This window comes from Exiguobacterium oxidotolerans JCM 12280, from assembly GCF_000702625.1.
GTDB classification, from domain to species: Bacteria; Bacillota; Bacilli; order Exiguobacteriales; family Exiguobacteriaceae; genus Exiguobacterium_A; species Exiguobacterium_A oxidotolerans.
Genome location: NZ_JNIS01000001.1, coordinates 2,621,476 through 2,635,824 on the forward strand (window position 1 = coordinate 2,621,476; position 14,349 = coordinate 2,635,824).

At 47.0% G+C, this 14,349-nt stretch carries 18 protein-coding genes; 10 read left to right on the plus strand and 8 right to left on the minus strand.

All coding sequences use genetic code 11. The features are described 5' to 3' along the window. Positions 1 to 65: 65 nt before the first annotated feature. The 6 genes from P403_RS16900 to P403_RS0113405 form a co-directional block, all read right to left on the minus strand. Positions 66 to 929 (minus strand): IS3 family transposase, encoded by an 864-nt coding sequence (locus tag P403_RS16900; protein ID WP_235195150.1) that lies wholly within the window; start codon positions 927 to 929, stop codon positions 66 to 68. Between the two features lie 14 nt (positions 930 to 943). Next, on the minus strand, positions 944 to 1,618 hold the full coding sequence (locus P403_RS16905) for a helix-turn-helix domain-containing protein (RefSeq protein WP_029330182.1): 675 nt from the start codon (positions 1,616 to 1,618) through the stop codon (positions 944 to 946). Positions 1,619 to 2,035: 417 nt separating this feature from the next. Further along, a complete protein-coding gene (locus tag P403_RS0113390) occupies positions 2,036 to 2,749 on the minus strand; it encodes a ZIP family metal transporter (protein WP_029333108.1) in 714 nt (237 codons plus the stop codon). Between the two features lie 125 nt (positions 2,750 to 2,874). Further along, complete coding sequence (gene fadH / locus P403_RS0113395) at positions 2,875 to 3,639, minus strand: 2,4-dienoyl-CoA reductase (RefSeq protein ID WP_029333109.1); 765 nt, start codon at positions 3,637 to 3,639, stop codon at positions 2,875 to 2,877. 88 nt (positions 3,640 to 3,727) lie between these two features. Then, positions 3,728 to 4,663 (minus strand): manganese-dependent inorganic pyrophosphatase, encoded by a 936-nt coding sequence (locus P403_RS0113400; RefSeq protein ID WP_029333110.1) that lies wholly within the window; start codon positions 4,661 to 4,663, stop codon positions 3,728 to 3,730. A gap of 56 nt (positions 4,664 to 4,719) precedes the next feature. Continuing rightward, positions 4,720 to 5,805 (minus strand): N-acetylglucosaminidase, encoded by a 1,086-nt coding sequence (locus P403_RS0113405; RefSeq protein ID WP_029333111.1) that lies wholly within the window; start codon positions 5,803 to 5,805, stop codon positions 4,720 to 4,722. Positions 5,806 to 5,884: 79 nt separating this feature from the next. Here P403_RS0113405 and P403_RS0113410 point away from each other — a divergent pair, with 79 nt between their 5' ends. Both P403_RS0113410 and P403_RS0113420 read left to right on the plus strand, forming a co-directional pair. After that, on the plus strand, positions 5,885 to 6,871 hold the full coding sequence (locus P403_RS0113410) for an aromatic acid exporter family protein (protein WP_029333112.1): 987 nt from the start codon (positions 5,885 to 5,887) through the stop codon (positions 6,869 to 6,871). A 204-nt stretch (positions 6,872 to 7,075) separates the two neighbouring features. Continuing rightward, positions 7,076 to 8,200, plus strand: a complete 1,125-nt coding sequence (locus P403_RS0113420) for a M20/M25/M40 family metallo-hydrolase (protein ID WP_029333113.1) — start codon at positions 7,076 to 7,078, stop codon at positions 8,198 to 8,200. Between the two features lie 57 nt (positions 8,201 to 8,257). On the opposite strand, the gene P403_RS0113425 is transcribed toward P403_RS0113420, so the two are convergent. Beyond that, complete coding sequence (locus tag P403_RS0113425) at positions 8,258 to 8,437, minus strand: hypothetical protein (RefSeq protein WP_029333114.1); 180 nt, start codon at positions 8,435 to 8,437, stop codon at positions 8,258 to 8,260. Positions 8,438 to 8,546: 109 nt separating this feature from the next. Here P403_RS0113425 and rnz point away from each other — a divergent pair, with 109 nt between their 5' ends. From rnz to P403_RS0113460, 8 genes are read left to right on the plus strand one after another with little or no spacing between them, the layout of a single operon-like run. Then, positions 8,547 to 9,452, plus strand: coding sequence for a ribonuclease Z (rnz, locus tag P403_RS0113430; RefSeq protein WP_029333115.1), 906 nt, complete (start codon positions 8,547 to 8,549; stop codon positions 9,450 to 9,452). A 3-nt stretch (positions 9,453 to 9,455) separates the two neighbouring features. Continuing rightward, positions 9,456 to 10,352 carry a hypothetical protein gene (locus P403_RS0113435; protein ID WP_029333116.1) on the plus strand — a complete coding sequence of 299 codons (897 nt, stop codon included), beginning with the start codon at positions 9,456 to 9,458 and terminating at the stop codon, positions 10,350 to 10,352. Then, a complete protein-coding gene (locus P403_RS0113440; protein ID WP_029333117.1) occupies positions 10,349 to 10,759 on the plus strand; it encodes a DUF4430 domain-containing protein in 411 nt (136 codons plus the stop codon). The genes P403_RS0113435 and P403_RS0113440 overlap by 4 nt, the downstream gene beginning before the upstream one ends. Further along, positions 10,737 to 11,078 carry a hypothetical protein gene (locus P403_RS16910; protein ID WP_235195218.1) on the plus strand — a complete coding sequence of 114 codons (342 nt, stop codon included), beginning with the start codon at positions 10,737 to 10,739 and terminating at the stop codon, positions 11,076 to 11,078. The genes P403_RS0113440 and P403_RS16910 overlap by 23 nt, the downstream gene beginning before the upstream one ends. A gap of 3 nt (positions 11,079 to 11,081) precedes the next feature. Beyond that, positions 11,082 to 11,444 (plus strand): hypothetical protein, encoded by a 363-nt coding sequence (locus P403_RS16915; RefSeq protein ID WP_235195219.1) that lies wholly within the window; start codon positions 11,082 to 11,084, stop codon positions 11,442 to 11,444. Continuing rightward, entirely contained in the window at positions 11,398 to 12,363 is a 966-nt protein-coding gene (locus P403_RS0113450; RefSeq protein WP_084157674.1) for an ATP-binding cassette domain-containing protein, read from the plus strand. Before P403_RS16915 ends, P403_RS0113450 begins: the two co-directional genes overlap by 47 nt. After that, entirely contained in the window at positions 12,354 to 12,926 is a 573-nt protein-coding gene (locus tag P403_RS0113455) for an ECF transporter S component (protein WP_029333119.1), read from the plus strand. Before P403_RS0113450 ends, P403_RS0113455 begins: the two co-directional genes overlap by 10 nt. A 25-nt stretch (positions 12,927 to 12,951) precedes the next feature. Next, complete coding sequence (locus P403_RS0113460) at positions 12,952 to 13,329, plus strand: hypothetical protein (RefSeq protein WP_029333120.1); 378 nt, start codon at positions 12,952 to 12,954, stop codon at positions 13,327 to 13,329. Positions 13,330 to 13,406: 77 nt separating this feature from the next. Here the strand turns inward: P403_RS0113460 and P403_RS0113465 are convergent, their stop codons facing one another. Next, positions 13,407 to 14,219, minus strand: coding sequence for an SDR family NAD(P)-dependent oxidoreductase (locus P403_RS0113465; protein WP_029333121.1), 813 nt, complete (start codon positions 14,217 to 14,219; stop codon positions 13,407 to 13,409). Positions 14,220 to 14,349: the final 130 nt, after the last annotated feature.

Below are 14,349 nucleotides of genomic sequence, written 5' to 3' on the forward strand. Positions count from 1 at the left end.
GTCTTGCCTGCCTCTAAAAGTGAACTGCTCCCCGTCAAGTAGACAGGTCAAATAATATAAATTTTTTAAACGGCTTGAGCCCTGAATTCCAGCGGACTTAAGCCGTTTAATCGTTTTTGATACCGCAGCTCATTATAAAATCGAATGTAGCGTCGGATTGCATCGTGGAGTTCATCGAACTCCTCGAATGTATGAAGATAGTAGCTTTCACACTTTAGCGCTCCCCAAAAAGATTCGATTGGACCATTATCGATGCATTTACCGGCACGGGACATGCTTTGTGTGATCCCAGCTTGTTGAGTCATATGATGAAAGGCATTTGACGTATATTGAAACCCACGGTCACTATGAAGAAGAGGGAAGCTACCAGGATCATCATCCAAGGCGAGTTTTAGCGTATCGAAGACGAGCTGACTGTTATTCGAACGACTTAGCACAAATGAACGAATTGATCCATCATACAAATCGAGAATTGCACTTAAATAAGCCTTTTTTGAGGTGCCGTATTTGAATTCCGTGATATCTGTTAACCATTTCTGATTCGGTTTTTCCGCATGGAATTCACGATTCAGAAGATTTTCTGCCGTTTGTCCGGGTATGGTTCTCATATATTTCGGTCGTGTTCGACGAATGACGCAACGAATGCCGGCGATTCGCATCAAGCGACGAACCCGTTTATGATTAACCGTTCTGTTAAATTGGCGATCTAGATTCAAGACCATTCGTTCACATCCATAGACTCCATCTACCGACTCATGAATAGATGTCAGCTCTTCAATGATCATGATGTTCTCTTCTTCGCGTACCGTCGGTACACGATTTAACCATTTATAATAGGCAGCACGGGATACGTCCGCAAAACGACAGAGGGCGACAATCGAATAGCCGAACTGGTCCGCCAACGATTGTATAGCCTTGTACTTATCCAAATTTCGGACTTGGTCTAACCTCTCCCCCTTTCGAACTCCTCTAGCTTTTTTAAGAACTCATTTTCCATTCGAAGAAGCTCGTTCTCTTGCTCAATCTTTTTCATCTCGATGGAGAGGCGTTCCACGTCCGTCAGTTCCTCAAACGGTTTCGTACGTCCACGGCTATCCATCAGTCCGTCAATCCCATTCTTTTCATACTTTTGAACCCACTTGTAGATTTGTTGGTAGGAGACCCGGTGGGTCTTCGCAGTTTCTTTATACTTCTTTCCATTTTTAAGACAGTCGCTGACTATACTAACGCGTTCTTCGAATGTCGTGATTCTTCCTCTGGTCATAGCGAATCGCTCCTTTAGTAGTGTGTCTTCACTACGACCATTATAGTTTGAAATCCAACGTCTGAGTACGCTTGCACTGGAGATGTTTAATTTTATGATGACGTCCATGACGGGCTCACCTTTTTCTAGCACGTCGCGTACGGCTCGCTCTTTAAACTCATTGGAATACTTCGTGCATACCGACCGTTTCTCCAAAGCTGAGATACCGCCTTGACGATACATCTGTCTCCATCTGAGTAGGGTCGATTGTGTGACCCCGAAGAGTCTTGCGACTTCCCACAACGTGGACACTCCTTCTTCATAAGTTTGGATGGCATATAGTTTTTCACTAGCGGAACGCTTGAATTTGGACATAGAAAAAAGCTCCTTTCAAAAGTAAACAGTTTTTCTTATTTCAACTGTCTACTTTTTGGGGAGCATATCAAAGTGCGTTAAAAACGCACTTTTCCCCGCAGGAGTCAACGAAACGTGACGCTTTTTTAGGTAACACTATGACGGAAAGCTAGTCATGCAGACGGTTTAGGGCGCAATCCGTCTCGCATCGCTTTTGAAGCGAAAAGCAATCGGTCGCGACCCTGCAGATTTGCTGTAGCGGCGCGAACGGTTGCCGCTTTGAAGACGAGGTGAGACAGGGAAGCGCGACCAGATTGTCTCTCGTTATCGTATGTTCACGCTTCATAATAGTTTGTCTACACGCTGAAACGCCGATGTCCCCGTTTATCAGACGGAGGCATCGGCGTTTCAATGTCTTTTAAAAAAAATTGTTAACAGTCAGCTAAGAACAATAGCTGTGATGAGACCGAGAGAAGCAAGTAGACCGACAATCGTCCCGCCTTCTTCGTGCGCCTCCGGCATCATTGTCGAAGCGAGCATCGCGATGATGCCGCCACTTGCGAACGAACCAATCATCGCAAATTGCATATCGGGTAGGTTAGCAAGCACGGAATAGCCGGCGAGCGAGGCGAGGGCGGAAATCAACCAGACGACCCCCCACATGATTAAGATTTTTTTCTTTGAAAATCCGTCTTTTTGAAGTCCGGTCGTACTTGAGAGACCTTCCGGGATATTGCTGACGAAAATCGCAGCGACGAGTGCCGCACTGACGTTCCCCGATAATAAGCTTGCCCCGATCATGATCGATTCCGGAATCGCATCTAAAATCGTTCCGAAAAAGATTGCCGTCCCTGTGCCTTCGTTTCCACCACCCGAACGTTTCCGTTTACTCGCACCTCGCGAAGAAACAAAAAAATCAAATCCTGTAAAGACGAGAGAGCCGACGATGAAAGAGATAGCGACGATGAACGTCGTTGATTTATTCAAGGCTTCGTCGAGTAGCTCGAACGTCGCTGCCCCAATCAAGATCCCCGTACCGAACGACATGACATATCCGATGTACCGTTGCTTCATCGGTAAAAATAATCCAATCAATGCCCCGATGACGACTGCTCCGCCAGCGAGTGCGCCCCAACCTAAAGCCATCCACATAACTGATTCCTCCCTTATTCCATTGTTCTTTTTTCCTTTCGATAATGATTTATAAACATAGTTAATTTTTGGAGGAGAAACGAAATGAAAAAATCACCTCCCGCTTCGGAAGGTGATTGTGATAGTCAGAACGGTTGTTTGTTCAGCCAGTGCCCACCGTCGAGTGCGATGCATTCTCCATTTAAGTAGCTTGCTTGATCGGAGACCATCCAGACGGCGAGTCCGGCGATTTCTTCCGGTGTCCCGAACCGTCCGAGTGGTACATTGCGACGAATTCGTTCCGCGTGTTCCGGTGACATCGCCAGTTTATCGGCACCACCCGTCCGTTCGATCGGTCCCGGACTGATTGCATTGATGCGGGCATGATATTTATAGCCCCACTCGACAGCGAGTGTCCGCGTCAAATTCAAGACCCCGGCTTTTGCGGCAGCACTTGGCGCGACCCCGGCTCCAGCTTGCCACGCGTAAGAAGCGACAATGTTTAAAATCTGTCCACCCTTGACGTCATCTTCTTGCCAGCCTTTGACAAGCGCGTGTGAACAATTGAATGTCCCATTGAGGACGATGTCGATGACCGTCTTCCATCCGTTCGGAGACAGCTCATCCGTCGGACAGATGAAATTTCCAGCCGCATTGTTCACGAGGGCCTCTAAGCGACCGAACGTTTCCCGTGCTTGATTGACGGCCGCAATACAGGCATCGGTATCGCGAACATCCATTTGAATGGTCAGATGCTCCCCCTCAATCTGCTTGAGTTCATGATCCATTTGTTGTAGCCGTTCCAAGTCACGTCCTGTGACGACGACGTTCCAGCCGGCTTTTTTTAAGGCGAGTGCCATTGCTTTCCCCATACCGCTCGTACCGCCTGTCACCATGATCGTTTGTGCCATTAACTTCTCCCCCTTTAGTCTGAATGAACAACCATTCATTATTAGTATTCAAAAAAGAAGGAGTAAACTCCTTCTTTTTTATAGTCGATTATTTTGAACTAACAGCAGTATCTGTCAGGATTGGAACAACTTGTTTCTTCCGTGAAACGACACCTTCGAGGTAAACGAGGTGGTTGGTTGCTTCGATTCCATAAGCTTGCTCGACGAGTGGTGCTTGTTGTCCGAGTACGAGCGCAACTGAATTATTTGTTAAGATGTCAGTCACGAGGAAGACGAACAGATCAAGTTCTTTTTCGAGAATGATTGTATTGATTTGCTCTTCGAGCTCAGCTTGACGAAGTAACACTTCAGCTGTATCGACCGTATTGACCTGAGCAATCTCGACTTTGTGTGCGCCCATCGAAAACTCTTTTGCGTCAAGTGAAATCAATTCTGTGATTGATTTTTTCGATAAGTCAGCACCTGCTTTGAGCATGTTCAAACCGTAGACGTTGGCATCGACACCAGCGATTTCTGCAAGTTCACGTGCCGCGACGATGTCTTCTTCGGTACATGTTGGTGACTTGAACAACAATGAATCAGAAACGATTGCCGATAACATCAAACCTGCGATTTCCGGTTTAATTGCGACACCATGTTCTTTATACAGTTTGTTCAAAATCGTTGCCGTACAACCGACGGGCTCAGCGCGGTAGTAAATCGGATCTGATGTCTCAAAGTTCGCAATCCGGTGGTGATCGATGACTTCTGTGACCGTGACGTCAGCGATGTCGTCGGCACTTTGTTGACGTTCGTTGTGGTCGACGAGAATGACGTGTGACGCTTCGGCAGCGACTGCCGTAACAAGACGCGGTGCAGCGATCTTAAATTGATCGAGTGCGAATTGTGTTTCATCATTGATTTCGCCTAAACGAATCGCTTCGGCATTCACACCTAATGCTTTCTTCAGTTCAGCGTACGCGATTGCTGACGTAATCGTATCCGTATCCGGATTTTTATGACCAAAAATCAATACTTTTTCCATGCTGAATCACTCCTCAATGGTTAATGTCTCGCCCATTAGTGTATCATATCTCGGAATTAGAAGGCGTCCATTTTGTACAGGATACCAGCGATTTTTTCGCTCCAGTAAGGATCCGATGCATAAAAAACGTTCATTCCTTTTGCTTTATTTCCAAGGAACGGTCCACGGTGGTACTTGCCATCCGGCGCGAGATAGTCGCGGGCGATGAACTGACCCGTTTTTCGAATCGAGTCGTCAAGCGATTTATAAGCCGTTGCATTTTGACCGGGTGCAATATCCGTCGCATTGACGCCAAACAGATTGAATTTTTCACGGGCAATCGTCGACCGACCGTAATTCGATTCATGAATCGCATGAGCGAGGAGATAGGCGGCATTGATATCAAAATCACGCTCGACTTTTTTAAATGTCTTCCCAGTACCGATCAGCGGACTATCGGGCGCATTATTTTTAATGAAGGCATCCAACTCTTTTGCCGACAAAGGAGTCGGTTTCCGTAAATTTTTTGTTAAGGTCGATACCTCGACATAGTCCGTCGTCCGCTTCGAAATGTCTTTTGGGGCACGTCCGACGGTAATCCAGCCGCCGAGTCCGGCGTTGGCGACGATGTAGTGACGTAACGTGTCACCCGTTCGTTCGTAAAACGATCGGTTCGTCGATTGTTCAACTGGGTACAAGGTCAACCGATCCGACGCGACGAAGCCGCTGACACCGGCAATTTCGATCCGACTGACGTCTGGACCGAAGTCGCGCAGTGTTAAACGGCTACCGGACGCGACATACGTCAACCGTTTCTTTAACGATTCGTCTTGATAGATGTTGAGCGTACCACCTGGGTCGACGATCCCAATCCCCGGTCCGGTCAAGTAGACGTACCGATCGTCTTCTGTTCGTTTAATAGCGCCACGCTCGTCAGCGAGAAAGGCTTTTGCTTCGTTGAACGTATCGAACTCTTGTTCTGTCGCGACTTGACCTTTTTGATATTTTTCAGCGATGTACGGTGCGGCCGGTTTTAAGACAGACGGTGGATCATCCTTCAACAAAAAAAATAGAACGCTTCCTAACAAAAAGAAAAACAACAGTCCTTTTAGTGATCCCGCTCGTTTTGCGGGACGACCGGGACGAATCGTGCGTGTACTCAAAAAATCACGTCCTTCAAAAAAATCGATAGACAACTTGGGTAAAGGATAGGTAGTCTAACAAAGAATAGGGGGGAACTCGATGTTCATTGGATATCGGACTTTAAAAACGGCCGTCGCAGCCGCACTCGCGATGTGGATTGCGGAGCAAATGAAGCTCGATTATTACGTCTTCGCCGCCATCATCGCCATCTTGAGTATTCAAGCGACGCGTAAAAAATCAATTCGTTCATCGTACGAACGCATCATGGCGTCGATTCTTGCCATCGGGATCGGTTTCCTGATTTTCGAAGTCGTCGGTTATCGTCCAGTTGCTTTAGCACTTTATTTCATTCTATTCCTTCCGTTGACGCAACGCCTCCGTCTACAGGACGGTTTTATTACGAGTGTCGTCATCTTGACGCACCTTTATACGGCACGGCAACTCAACCTTGCGATTTTTTTAAATGAAGTCTACTTGATTTTGATTGGCGTCGGTGTCGGACTACTCGTCAATATGTATATGCCGAGTCTCGATCGTGTCATCACGGAGCGCCGTCAGCAAATCGACAAACGGATTGCCGCTTTGTTCTTTGAAGTCGCAGCAGCGATCGAGACGGGACGGATCAATCATCATTCGCTGACGCTCGAGGAAACGGAGCGCTTGTTGCGGGAAGGAAAGGATGCTTCGTTAAAGCGGATGGGGAATGCAATCGGACGTCGAAACGATGACGAGGATTACAGCTATTTCCGGATGCGGGAGCAACAGTTCGAACTGCTCCGCGGAATCGTCCGTAATGTCGATGATTTGGTATTAATCGTTGACGAAGGAAAAAAAGTCGCCGACCTGTTTCGGACGATTGGTGACAATGTCCGTCCGGAGGCCGACGCAAGTTTATTTTTACAAGAACTGGCGGACTTACTCGCGACCTTCCGTGCTTCGCCGTTACCGACGACGCGTGAAGAGTTCGAAATCCGGTCCGCCTTGTTGCACATGCTGCAAGAAACGGAGCAATATTTACAATTAAAGCAGCGTTTCGTCGCGAAATCAGAAGAAATAAAACATCGTCGAGGCAAACGTACCAAGTAAGAAGATGGCTAAGATCGCAATCGTCGTCCACTTGATGAGACGTTGTTGTTTGGATGGGCGTGACATGACAGGTGCAACTCCTTTCTAAAAGCAAACGTAATTACTGCTATTGTACAAACAACCCTTCTGAAGTGCAAATTAGTCAGTTGATGGTATACTAAAAAAGCGCTAGTCGAATAGTACTTACATGAGGAGGAATCTAGCATGGTCAATGAGAAACGTGTACTTGATACATTTTTAGAGTTAGTCCAAATCGATTCAGAATCAAAAGAAGAAGCACAAATTTGTGCCCATCTGAAAAAAACGTTCACAGAACTCGGGTGTGACGTCTTTGAAGATGACGCATCATCGAAAACGGAACATAAAGGAAATAACTTAATCGTCACACTGCCGGCAACAAAAGACGGTGTCGATAAAATTTATTTCACGTCACATATGGATACGGTGTTCCCGGGACAAGGGATTAAACCAATCATCGAAGACGGTTACGTCAAAACAGATGGTACGACAATCCTCGGAGCAGATGATAAAACGGGTCTTGCCTCTATCATCGAGCTGGTCCATGTCCTGAATGAAACGAAGCAACCGCACGGACAGATTCAATTCGTCATCACAGTTGGCGAAGAGTCGGGTCTTGTCGGGGCGATGGTCCTCGATCAAACAAAAATCGATGCCGACTATGGGTTTGCCCTTGATTCAGACGGTAAAGTGGGCGATATCATCACGGCTGCCCCGACACAAGCGAAAGTGAATGCTAAAATCTATGGCAAAACGGCACATGCTGGGGTTGCGCCTGAAAAAGGTGTCTCAGCCATCACGATTGCTGCAAAAGCAATCGCGAAAATGCCGCTTGGTCGAATTGACGAAGAGACGACAGCAAATGTCGGCCGATTCAGTGGTGGTGGTCCATCGACGAACATCGTCTGCGATTATGTAGAAATCTTCGCAGAAGCACGTTCACTCGTCGCACCGAAGATGGAAGCCCAAACGGAAAAAATGAAAGCTGCCTTTGAAGAAGCAGCCGCTGAACTCGGCGGACGTGCTGAAGTCGAAGTCAAAGTCATGTACCCTGGATTCAAGTTCGAAGACGGCGATCAAGTCGTCGAAGTTGCGAAAGCTGCCATCACGCAACTTGGACGGACACCACGTTTACTTCATTCAGGTGGCGGTTCAGATGCGAACGTCATCGCCGGTTTCGGTATTCCGACAGTCAACTTAGCCGTCGGATACGAAGACATTCATACGACGAATGAAAGAATGCCAATCGAAGAACTCGTCAAGACGGCAGAACTATGTGTTACGCTCGTCGATTACATCACAAATAAGTGAGAAGATAATGAAAAGAGTGTACCGCTATATTGCGGTACACTCTTTGTTCGTTTACGATTAAGTTAATTGAGGACGTTCGACGAACTCCATTGACTCAAGAACAAATTCTTCAGTACATAATAAGGTCGTCGCGATTTCTTGAATCTGAATCGACTTGCCGTACTTTTGCCGATAGTTCTCGTTCAGCATCCGGGCTTCGTGTACGATTCGTGCATAGGTCCGTTCGATTTTGGTCATGGAAAAAAACCACCTTTCGAATCAGTATGGGTACAGTTTATCATGCTTCGTTGTGTGAAAGATGTATTTTGTGTATAAAAAATGCTAATTTTACGAAAAGGGGAAAAAGATGGAATTTTATTTTTTAGGTACAGGGGCAGGAATGCCTTCGAAACAACGCAACGTGTCGTCAATCGCCTTGATGCATCCGAAGATGACGTGGTTGTTTGATTGTGGAGAGGCGACGCAACATCAAATCTTACACAGTCCGATTAAACCACGAAAAGTCAGCACGATTTTCATCACACATCTTCATGGGGATCATATTTTTGGTTTGCCCGGTTTCATCAGTACGCGGGCAGCGCTTGAAGGAACGACACGATTGACGATTTATGGGCCGAAGGGGTTACAGGAATGGCTTGATGCGACGCTTCGTGTCACAGGAACATATTTACGTTATCCGCTAGACGTGATTGAAGTCGAAGCAGGGAAAACGTATGAACATGAAGGATTTACGATTACGGTCGACGCTCTAGAGCATCGTTTTTTAGCGTATGGATACCGGATCGAAGGGCGTCAAGAAAAAGGGATGTTGCTCGTCGATCGCTTAAAGGAGCACGGTATTCCGTCCGGTCCACTCTATAAACAAATCAAACAAAATGAATCGTTTGAGTTTGAGGGAGTGCTTTACGAGTCAGCTGATTTTTTAGGTTCGCCAAAACCAGGCGTGAAGTTGGCCGTTTTAGGCGATACGACACCTTGTGAAGCGAGTATCCGCTTAGCTCGGGGAGTCGATGTATTGGTTCATGAGGCGACGTTCGCCGATACCGAAACAGAACATGCCGGACGTTTCGGACACTCGACAGCACGTCAGGCGGCAGGGATTGCTAAACAAGCAGAAGCGAAGAAGTTACTATTGACACATGTCTCAGCCCGTTATGTCGAGCAAGAGGATCACTTAGAACGTGAAGCACGGGAAGTATTCCCTGAATCGTATCTCATGGTGGATCATCAATCCGTCCAAGTGAAGGCGTAAGTGATGGACATATTGATTCGGTGGGCACTCTTTTTATTAGCAGCCGTCCTACTCGCATTCTTACTAGAAAAAAGGACGGAAAAAGAACGTTATCTCTACATGAAACTTGTCTTTTATGCCTGTTTAGGTTCCGTTTCATTTCCAGTCTATGATATTCAGTTGCCACTCGGGATTATTCTATTTTTAATCGTGCTTCATCCGCAAAAAAACTCACGCTACAAACGGTATATGGCTTTGTTCGGATTTTTATTTTTCTTATTGCAATTATTCGCCGGTCCGTTTGATACGTTTACAGTCCGGGAAGAAACACAACAGATTGGGCGAGTGATGATTACGGATCAGTCGTTCCATCACTTGTTAAGTCAAATCGAGAAGCGGGTCGGAGATGAGTCGTTACGGCTCGAGCAAAGCGAACTGTTATTTGACCAAGGTGGTAATTTGCGAAATGCGACGTTCGAGGTGATTGCTAAAAGTCCGAAGCGGTTCGTCCGCTATGACATTTCCTATCAGGAAATCACAGGCACGATCACGTATCGACCACGTGAAGAAGTGCTGGAACGATCGCTCGAAACGTATTACCAAAAACTGATTGATGCGTCTCGTTCGTTTGATACGTTACGTCAGCTGTCGATTAAACAAATTTTACATGACTCAAAGACGCCGTACGTCGAGATGGATATGGATGGTCTTTATGAGACGTTTAGTCTTCAAGACGCGACCGTGTTATTAATTGGTGATCAAGGGGAGTTGATTCCTTACGTCAACACAGGAGAAGATGTCCTCGCAAACGCGATTCGCTTGACCTATTTGCGGGCGGACGGGCAATCCCTTCGTGAAAAAAAGATTTTATTGTACAATTACAGCTTTGAGACATCAAGGCGAAAAGGAGTCGTTCGATGAAACAGTGGATATTAGCGGGAAGTTTACTCATCTTAGCAGGGTGTTCTGACGAAGCAGAGCCAAAGACCTCGAAAACAGAGGCATGCGACGTGAAGGTCGACGTCTCGGTCGTCAACCATGCAAAGGACAAGACATTGTTTGAGAAAGCAATGTGTTTTGATCAAGAAGAGACGGCGCTTGATGCGCTCGAAGAAACGAAGTTAGATGTCGTCAAAACAGGAAAAGGTGAGATGGCTTACGTTACAGCCGTCGAGGGCGTTCGAGAGAAGTCAGCTGGAGCAAGTAGCGGCTGGGTATTCGGCGTCAATGAAAAACCGGGTGAGGTCGGAGCAGGAAGCTACGAACTTCAAGACGGAGATCGCCTTGAATGGCGATTTGAAAAAGATGCAATGGCTTATTTTCAGTAAAACAGAACGGGAGCGACTTCATCCATTGAATGTTGCTCTTTTTTTGATGGTGATGTTATCGGTCCCGTTCGTTTTGCACGATCATATAGGGAGGCTCGTACTCGTCCATCTCGTCTTTTTCATCACCATTCGTCAGTTCGAGGTCTTTCGTTATCTCATGTTACCGCTACTCTATACATTGATGATGATGGTTCCACTTCTCTATGGCGCTTCGATTGATGTAATTGGGATTCTGACGGTCAGCGTACAAATCACCTTATTTATCACATCAAGTCAACTCGTGTTCACGCTCGTTCGTCTCGAACAGATGGGACCCTGACCCTTGTTTCGGATGTTACCACGACTGACGCGACTAACGGGGCTCGTACTTGCCCTAATTCCGTCTTTGCTCCGGACATGGCCGGAAGTGAAGATGAGTCATCGACATCACGCATTATCGGAGCAATTAGAACGAATGGCGATGTATCATTTACTACCGATTGACGCCGTACCGAGCAGACTTCGAAAGCTGACGCTGCGCGACATTCGAACGGGTGTGATTTTGCTTAGTGTCAGCAGTCTGCTGTTGACCCCGTATGCTTATGTGGGTGCAGTCGTATTGCCAATGATTTTACTCTGTTCGAAAGGAGCTTTTCGTGATGCCAACGATTATTTCAAACGACAACGAAGCGACCGGACAGCTTGAGCGTCTCGCGGCGGAAGCGGGACAGCCTATCATCTATCCGGAACGACTGCTACATGGGCGAGTTCGTGATTTACTAGCGACAACAAGTCTATTTGTCGCGGGAGAACTTACGACGCTCCTCGGACTAGAACCGTTCTTTGAGCGAGAGGTAAGTGAATTATCATCCGGAGAACAACAACTCGTTTCAGTTGGATATGCGCTCGCTTCGTTACCGCCAAGTCTTTTCTTAGAGAATCCCTTCCTGTTTTTAGATCAAGTCCGAAAACGGCGATTGGTCGATTTGCTGAGTGAGATGGAACGTCGCTTTTCATGTCGTATCTATTATTCAGTCACCGATCAAGCGGATTTAGAACAGATTGTGTTCGAGCAAGCAGCTCGAGGAGACATCTATGATGAGATGCGGGCCGTCGAACATCGCTATCCGATGCAGACGCGCTACGCATTAGACGTATCCCGCCTTAGGTTAGCGGCAGGAGAACGAGTGGTGCTCGTTGGTGCCAACGGGAGTGGGAAGTCGACGTTGCTACGGCTCTTACTCGGCGTCGAGCGTCCCTTGTATGGAAAAGTGAAACGACGCGGGCGAAAGAATTACTTGCCTGCGCATCCGGCCCTTGCGCCTCAAGTTGACAGTCAACCGGGCACGTTCGCTTCACAAAAACAGCGATTGTTTGAACGGCTTGACTGGAGCGACGATGCTTATTATTTTGACGAACCGACAGCAGGATTAACGGACGCACAACGGCAGCGATTCGTCGAAACACTCATCGAGCAACCAATGAAGTTAGTCGTGATGGCGACGCATGACGACTTTTTAATCCGTCACGCGACACGTGTCCTTTATCTCGTTCAAGGTGAAATTGCGTTTGATGGTCCGGCGGCTACTTTTTTAGAACAAAGTAGGTTATATGGATGGGACTGATTCTCCTCGCTTGTCTGTTCATTTTGATTCTGTTTATCCGTTTTGAGCGTCGACCGTTGTCAGAAGCGATGTTACGCTTCATCGCGCTCGTCACTGCGGCGGCGATCGTCGGACGGATTCTTTTTTCGAGTCTGCCGAACATTCAACCGGCCACGGCACTCGTTCTATTACTTGCCGTCTACGTCAGTCCGGTCGTCGGTGCAGTCGCGGGTTTGTTGGTCGTCGTCCTGTCGAGTTTATTCTTAGGGAGCGGACCGTTCGTTTTATTTCAAGCGCTTGCTTACATGGCTATCAGTCTCGTCGGACTCGTATCGCTATTGAAATCGAAATGGCTGTTAGCCTGTTACGGGCTTCTCGCCGGATTTTTGTATGGCTGGATCAGCAACCTCGGTTTTTTAATCTTTACAGCATTCTCACAAGAAGCTTTTTTGACACTCATCGTCACAGGCGGAGTGTTTGATTTAGTACATGGAATCGGAAATGCCTGTTTTATTTTATTACTTCATCCGACTTTTTTACGGATTTTGCACTCAATCGACCAAAAGGCGGGTAAAGAACATTAACCTGATTCGATTGGAGTGAAAAAAGATGCTTAGTTCATCCGTGTCACTACCATATGTCGTCTTGTTGTTACTTATGTCGAGTTGTTGTTTACTGTTTGGCAGTATTCTGTTGTTAAAACACACTGTTCGTGGACGTTATGCGGGCTTTTATTTACTAGCTGCAGCAATTTTTCCGGCAGCGATGCTCATCACGTCTGCTGAAGGGGCATTGATGTCACAGCTTTACTTTGAAGCGGGTCTCTTTTTAGGATGTGTTGCGTGGCTACTCGTATTAGCGACGGGGTACATGCTCATGATGACGAGTGCCGTCACATTTCGTTATCTGTATCGCTATACTTCGTTACCAGCGACGCTCCGGACACGATTCGCGAGTCGGTTCGAGCGAAAAAAACAAATACACTAAACCTTTTAGAAAAGTCTCCTTATATAAAACAAGTCCCGCTAGCCGAGCTAGCGGGACTTGTTTTAGGGAAGCATCGATTAATTGGAGTACGCGAGATCTTCTTCCGTTGTGTCTTGTTCTTGACGAGCGGGATCCTGGATGCGACCTGTTAATTCTGTCAAGAGACGGCGAGGTAAGAATTTAGCCAGTGAGACCATTGCCCGATTGCTCGCACCTGGAACGATGACACGTTTCCCTTTCAGCGTACCGCGGTAACCCGCGAAGGCGACGAGGTGTGACGGCATGCTTTGGAAAGGCAAAGTGATGTTCGCCCGATTAAAGAAGTTCGTATCCGTTGGTCCCGGACAGAGGCATGAGACTGTGACACCTGAACCATCAAGTTCAGAAGCGAGTGCTTCAGAGAAGGACAGAACGTAGGCTTTTGTTGCGTAATAGACGCTCATGTATGGACCCGGCATGAAGGCAGCGACGGAAGCGACGTTCAAGATACGTCCGAAGCCACGATCGACCATGCCTGGTAACAAACGTTTCGTCAGTTCTGTTAAGGCGACGACATTCACATGAATCGAGTCGATGTCTTCCGATGGATCGATTTCTGCGAAACGGCCGGATGTCGCAAAACCAGCGTTGTTGAATAACAAATCAACAGTCAATTCTTGTTCGTCGAGGTACGTCAGAACACGTGAGACGCTGTCCGCCTGTGATAAATCGGCTGCGAACGTATAGGCTTTGATTTGATAACGTTTTTCAAGAACATTTTTAAGTTCCGTCAATTTTTTTTCGTTTCGGGCGATCAAGACACAATCAAACCCGTCGCGCGCCGCGAGCACGGCAAGATCAAGTCCGATTCCGCCAGAAGCCCCTGTAATTAAAGCAGTTTTTCGTAACATAACAAAATCCTCCATTCACATAATTGAATCATTTTCTAATTGTACCATTCCCTATTGTTCCCTTGAATCCTGCCACGTAAGCATTTACTTTCGAAACGCGGGGCAGAACCGTTATGATAAGAAAGAGAGA

Bases quoted from the DNA above. Each gene is read 5' to 3' on its own strand.
- P403_RS0113410 (WP_029333112.1), top strand. From the start codon at position 5,885: ATGTTCATTGGATATCGGACTTTAAAAACGGCCGTCGCAGCCGCACTC.
- P403_RS0113400 (WP_029333110.1), bottom strand. From the start codon at position 4,663: ATGGAAAAAGTATTGATTTTTGGTCATAAAAATCCGGATACGGATACG.
- P403_RS0113435 (WP_029333116.1), top strand. From the start codon at position 9,456: ATGGACATATTGATTCGGTGGGCACTCTTTTTATTAGCAGCCGTCCTA.
- rnz (WP_029333115.1), top strand. From the start codon at position 8,547: ATGGAATTTTATTTTTTAGGTACAGGGGCAGGAATGCCTTCGAAACAA.
- fadH (WP_029333109.1), bottom strand. From the start codon at position 3,639: ATGGCACAAACGATCATGGTGACAGGCGGTACGAGCGGTATGGGGAAA.
- P403_RS0113440 (WP_029333117.1), top strand. From the start codon at position 10,349: ATGAAACAGTGGATATTAGCGGGAAGTTTACTCATCTTAGCAGGGTGT.
- P403_RS16905 (WP_029330182.1), bottom strand. From the start codon at position 1,618: ATGTCCAAATTCAAGCGTTCCGCTAGTGAAAAACTATATGCCATCCAA.
- P403_RS16910 (WP_235195218.1), top strand. From the start codon at position 10,737: ATGCAATGGCTTATTTTCAGTAAAACAGAACGGGAGCGACTTCATCCA.
- P403_RS0113465 (WP_029333121.1), bottom strand. From the start codon at position 14,219: ATGTTACGAAAAACTGCTTTAATTACAGGGGCTTCTGGCGGAATCGGA.
- P403_RS0113455 (WP_029333119.1), top strand. From the start codon at position 12,354: ATGGGACTGATTCTCCTCGCTTGTCTGTTCATTTTGATTCTGTTTATC.
- P403_RS0113450 (WP_084157674.1), top strand. From the start codon at position 11,398: ATGCCAACGATTATTTCAAACGACAACGAAGCGACCGGACAGCTTGAG.
- P403_RS0113460 (WP_029333120.1), top strand. From the start codon at position 12,952: ATGCTTAGTTCATCCGTGTCACTACCATATGTCGTCTTGTTGTTACTT.
- P403_RS0113390 (WP_029333108.1), bottom strand. From the start codon at position 2,749: ATGTGGATGGCTTTAGGTTGGGGCGCACTCGCTGGCGGAGCAGTCGTC.
- P403_RS0113425 (WP_029333114.1), bottom strand. From the start codon at position 8,437: ATGACCAAAATCGAACGGACCTATGCACGAATCGTACACGAAGCCCGG.
- P403_RS0113420 (WP_029333113.1), top strand. From the start codon at position 7,076: ATGGTCAATGAGAAACGTGTACTTGATACATTTTTAGAGTTAGTCCAA.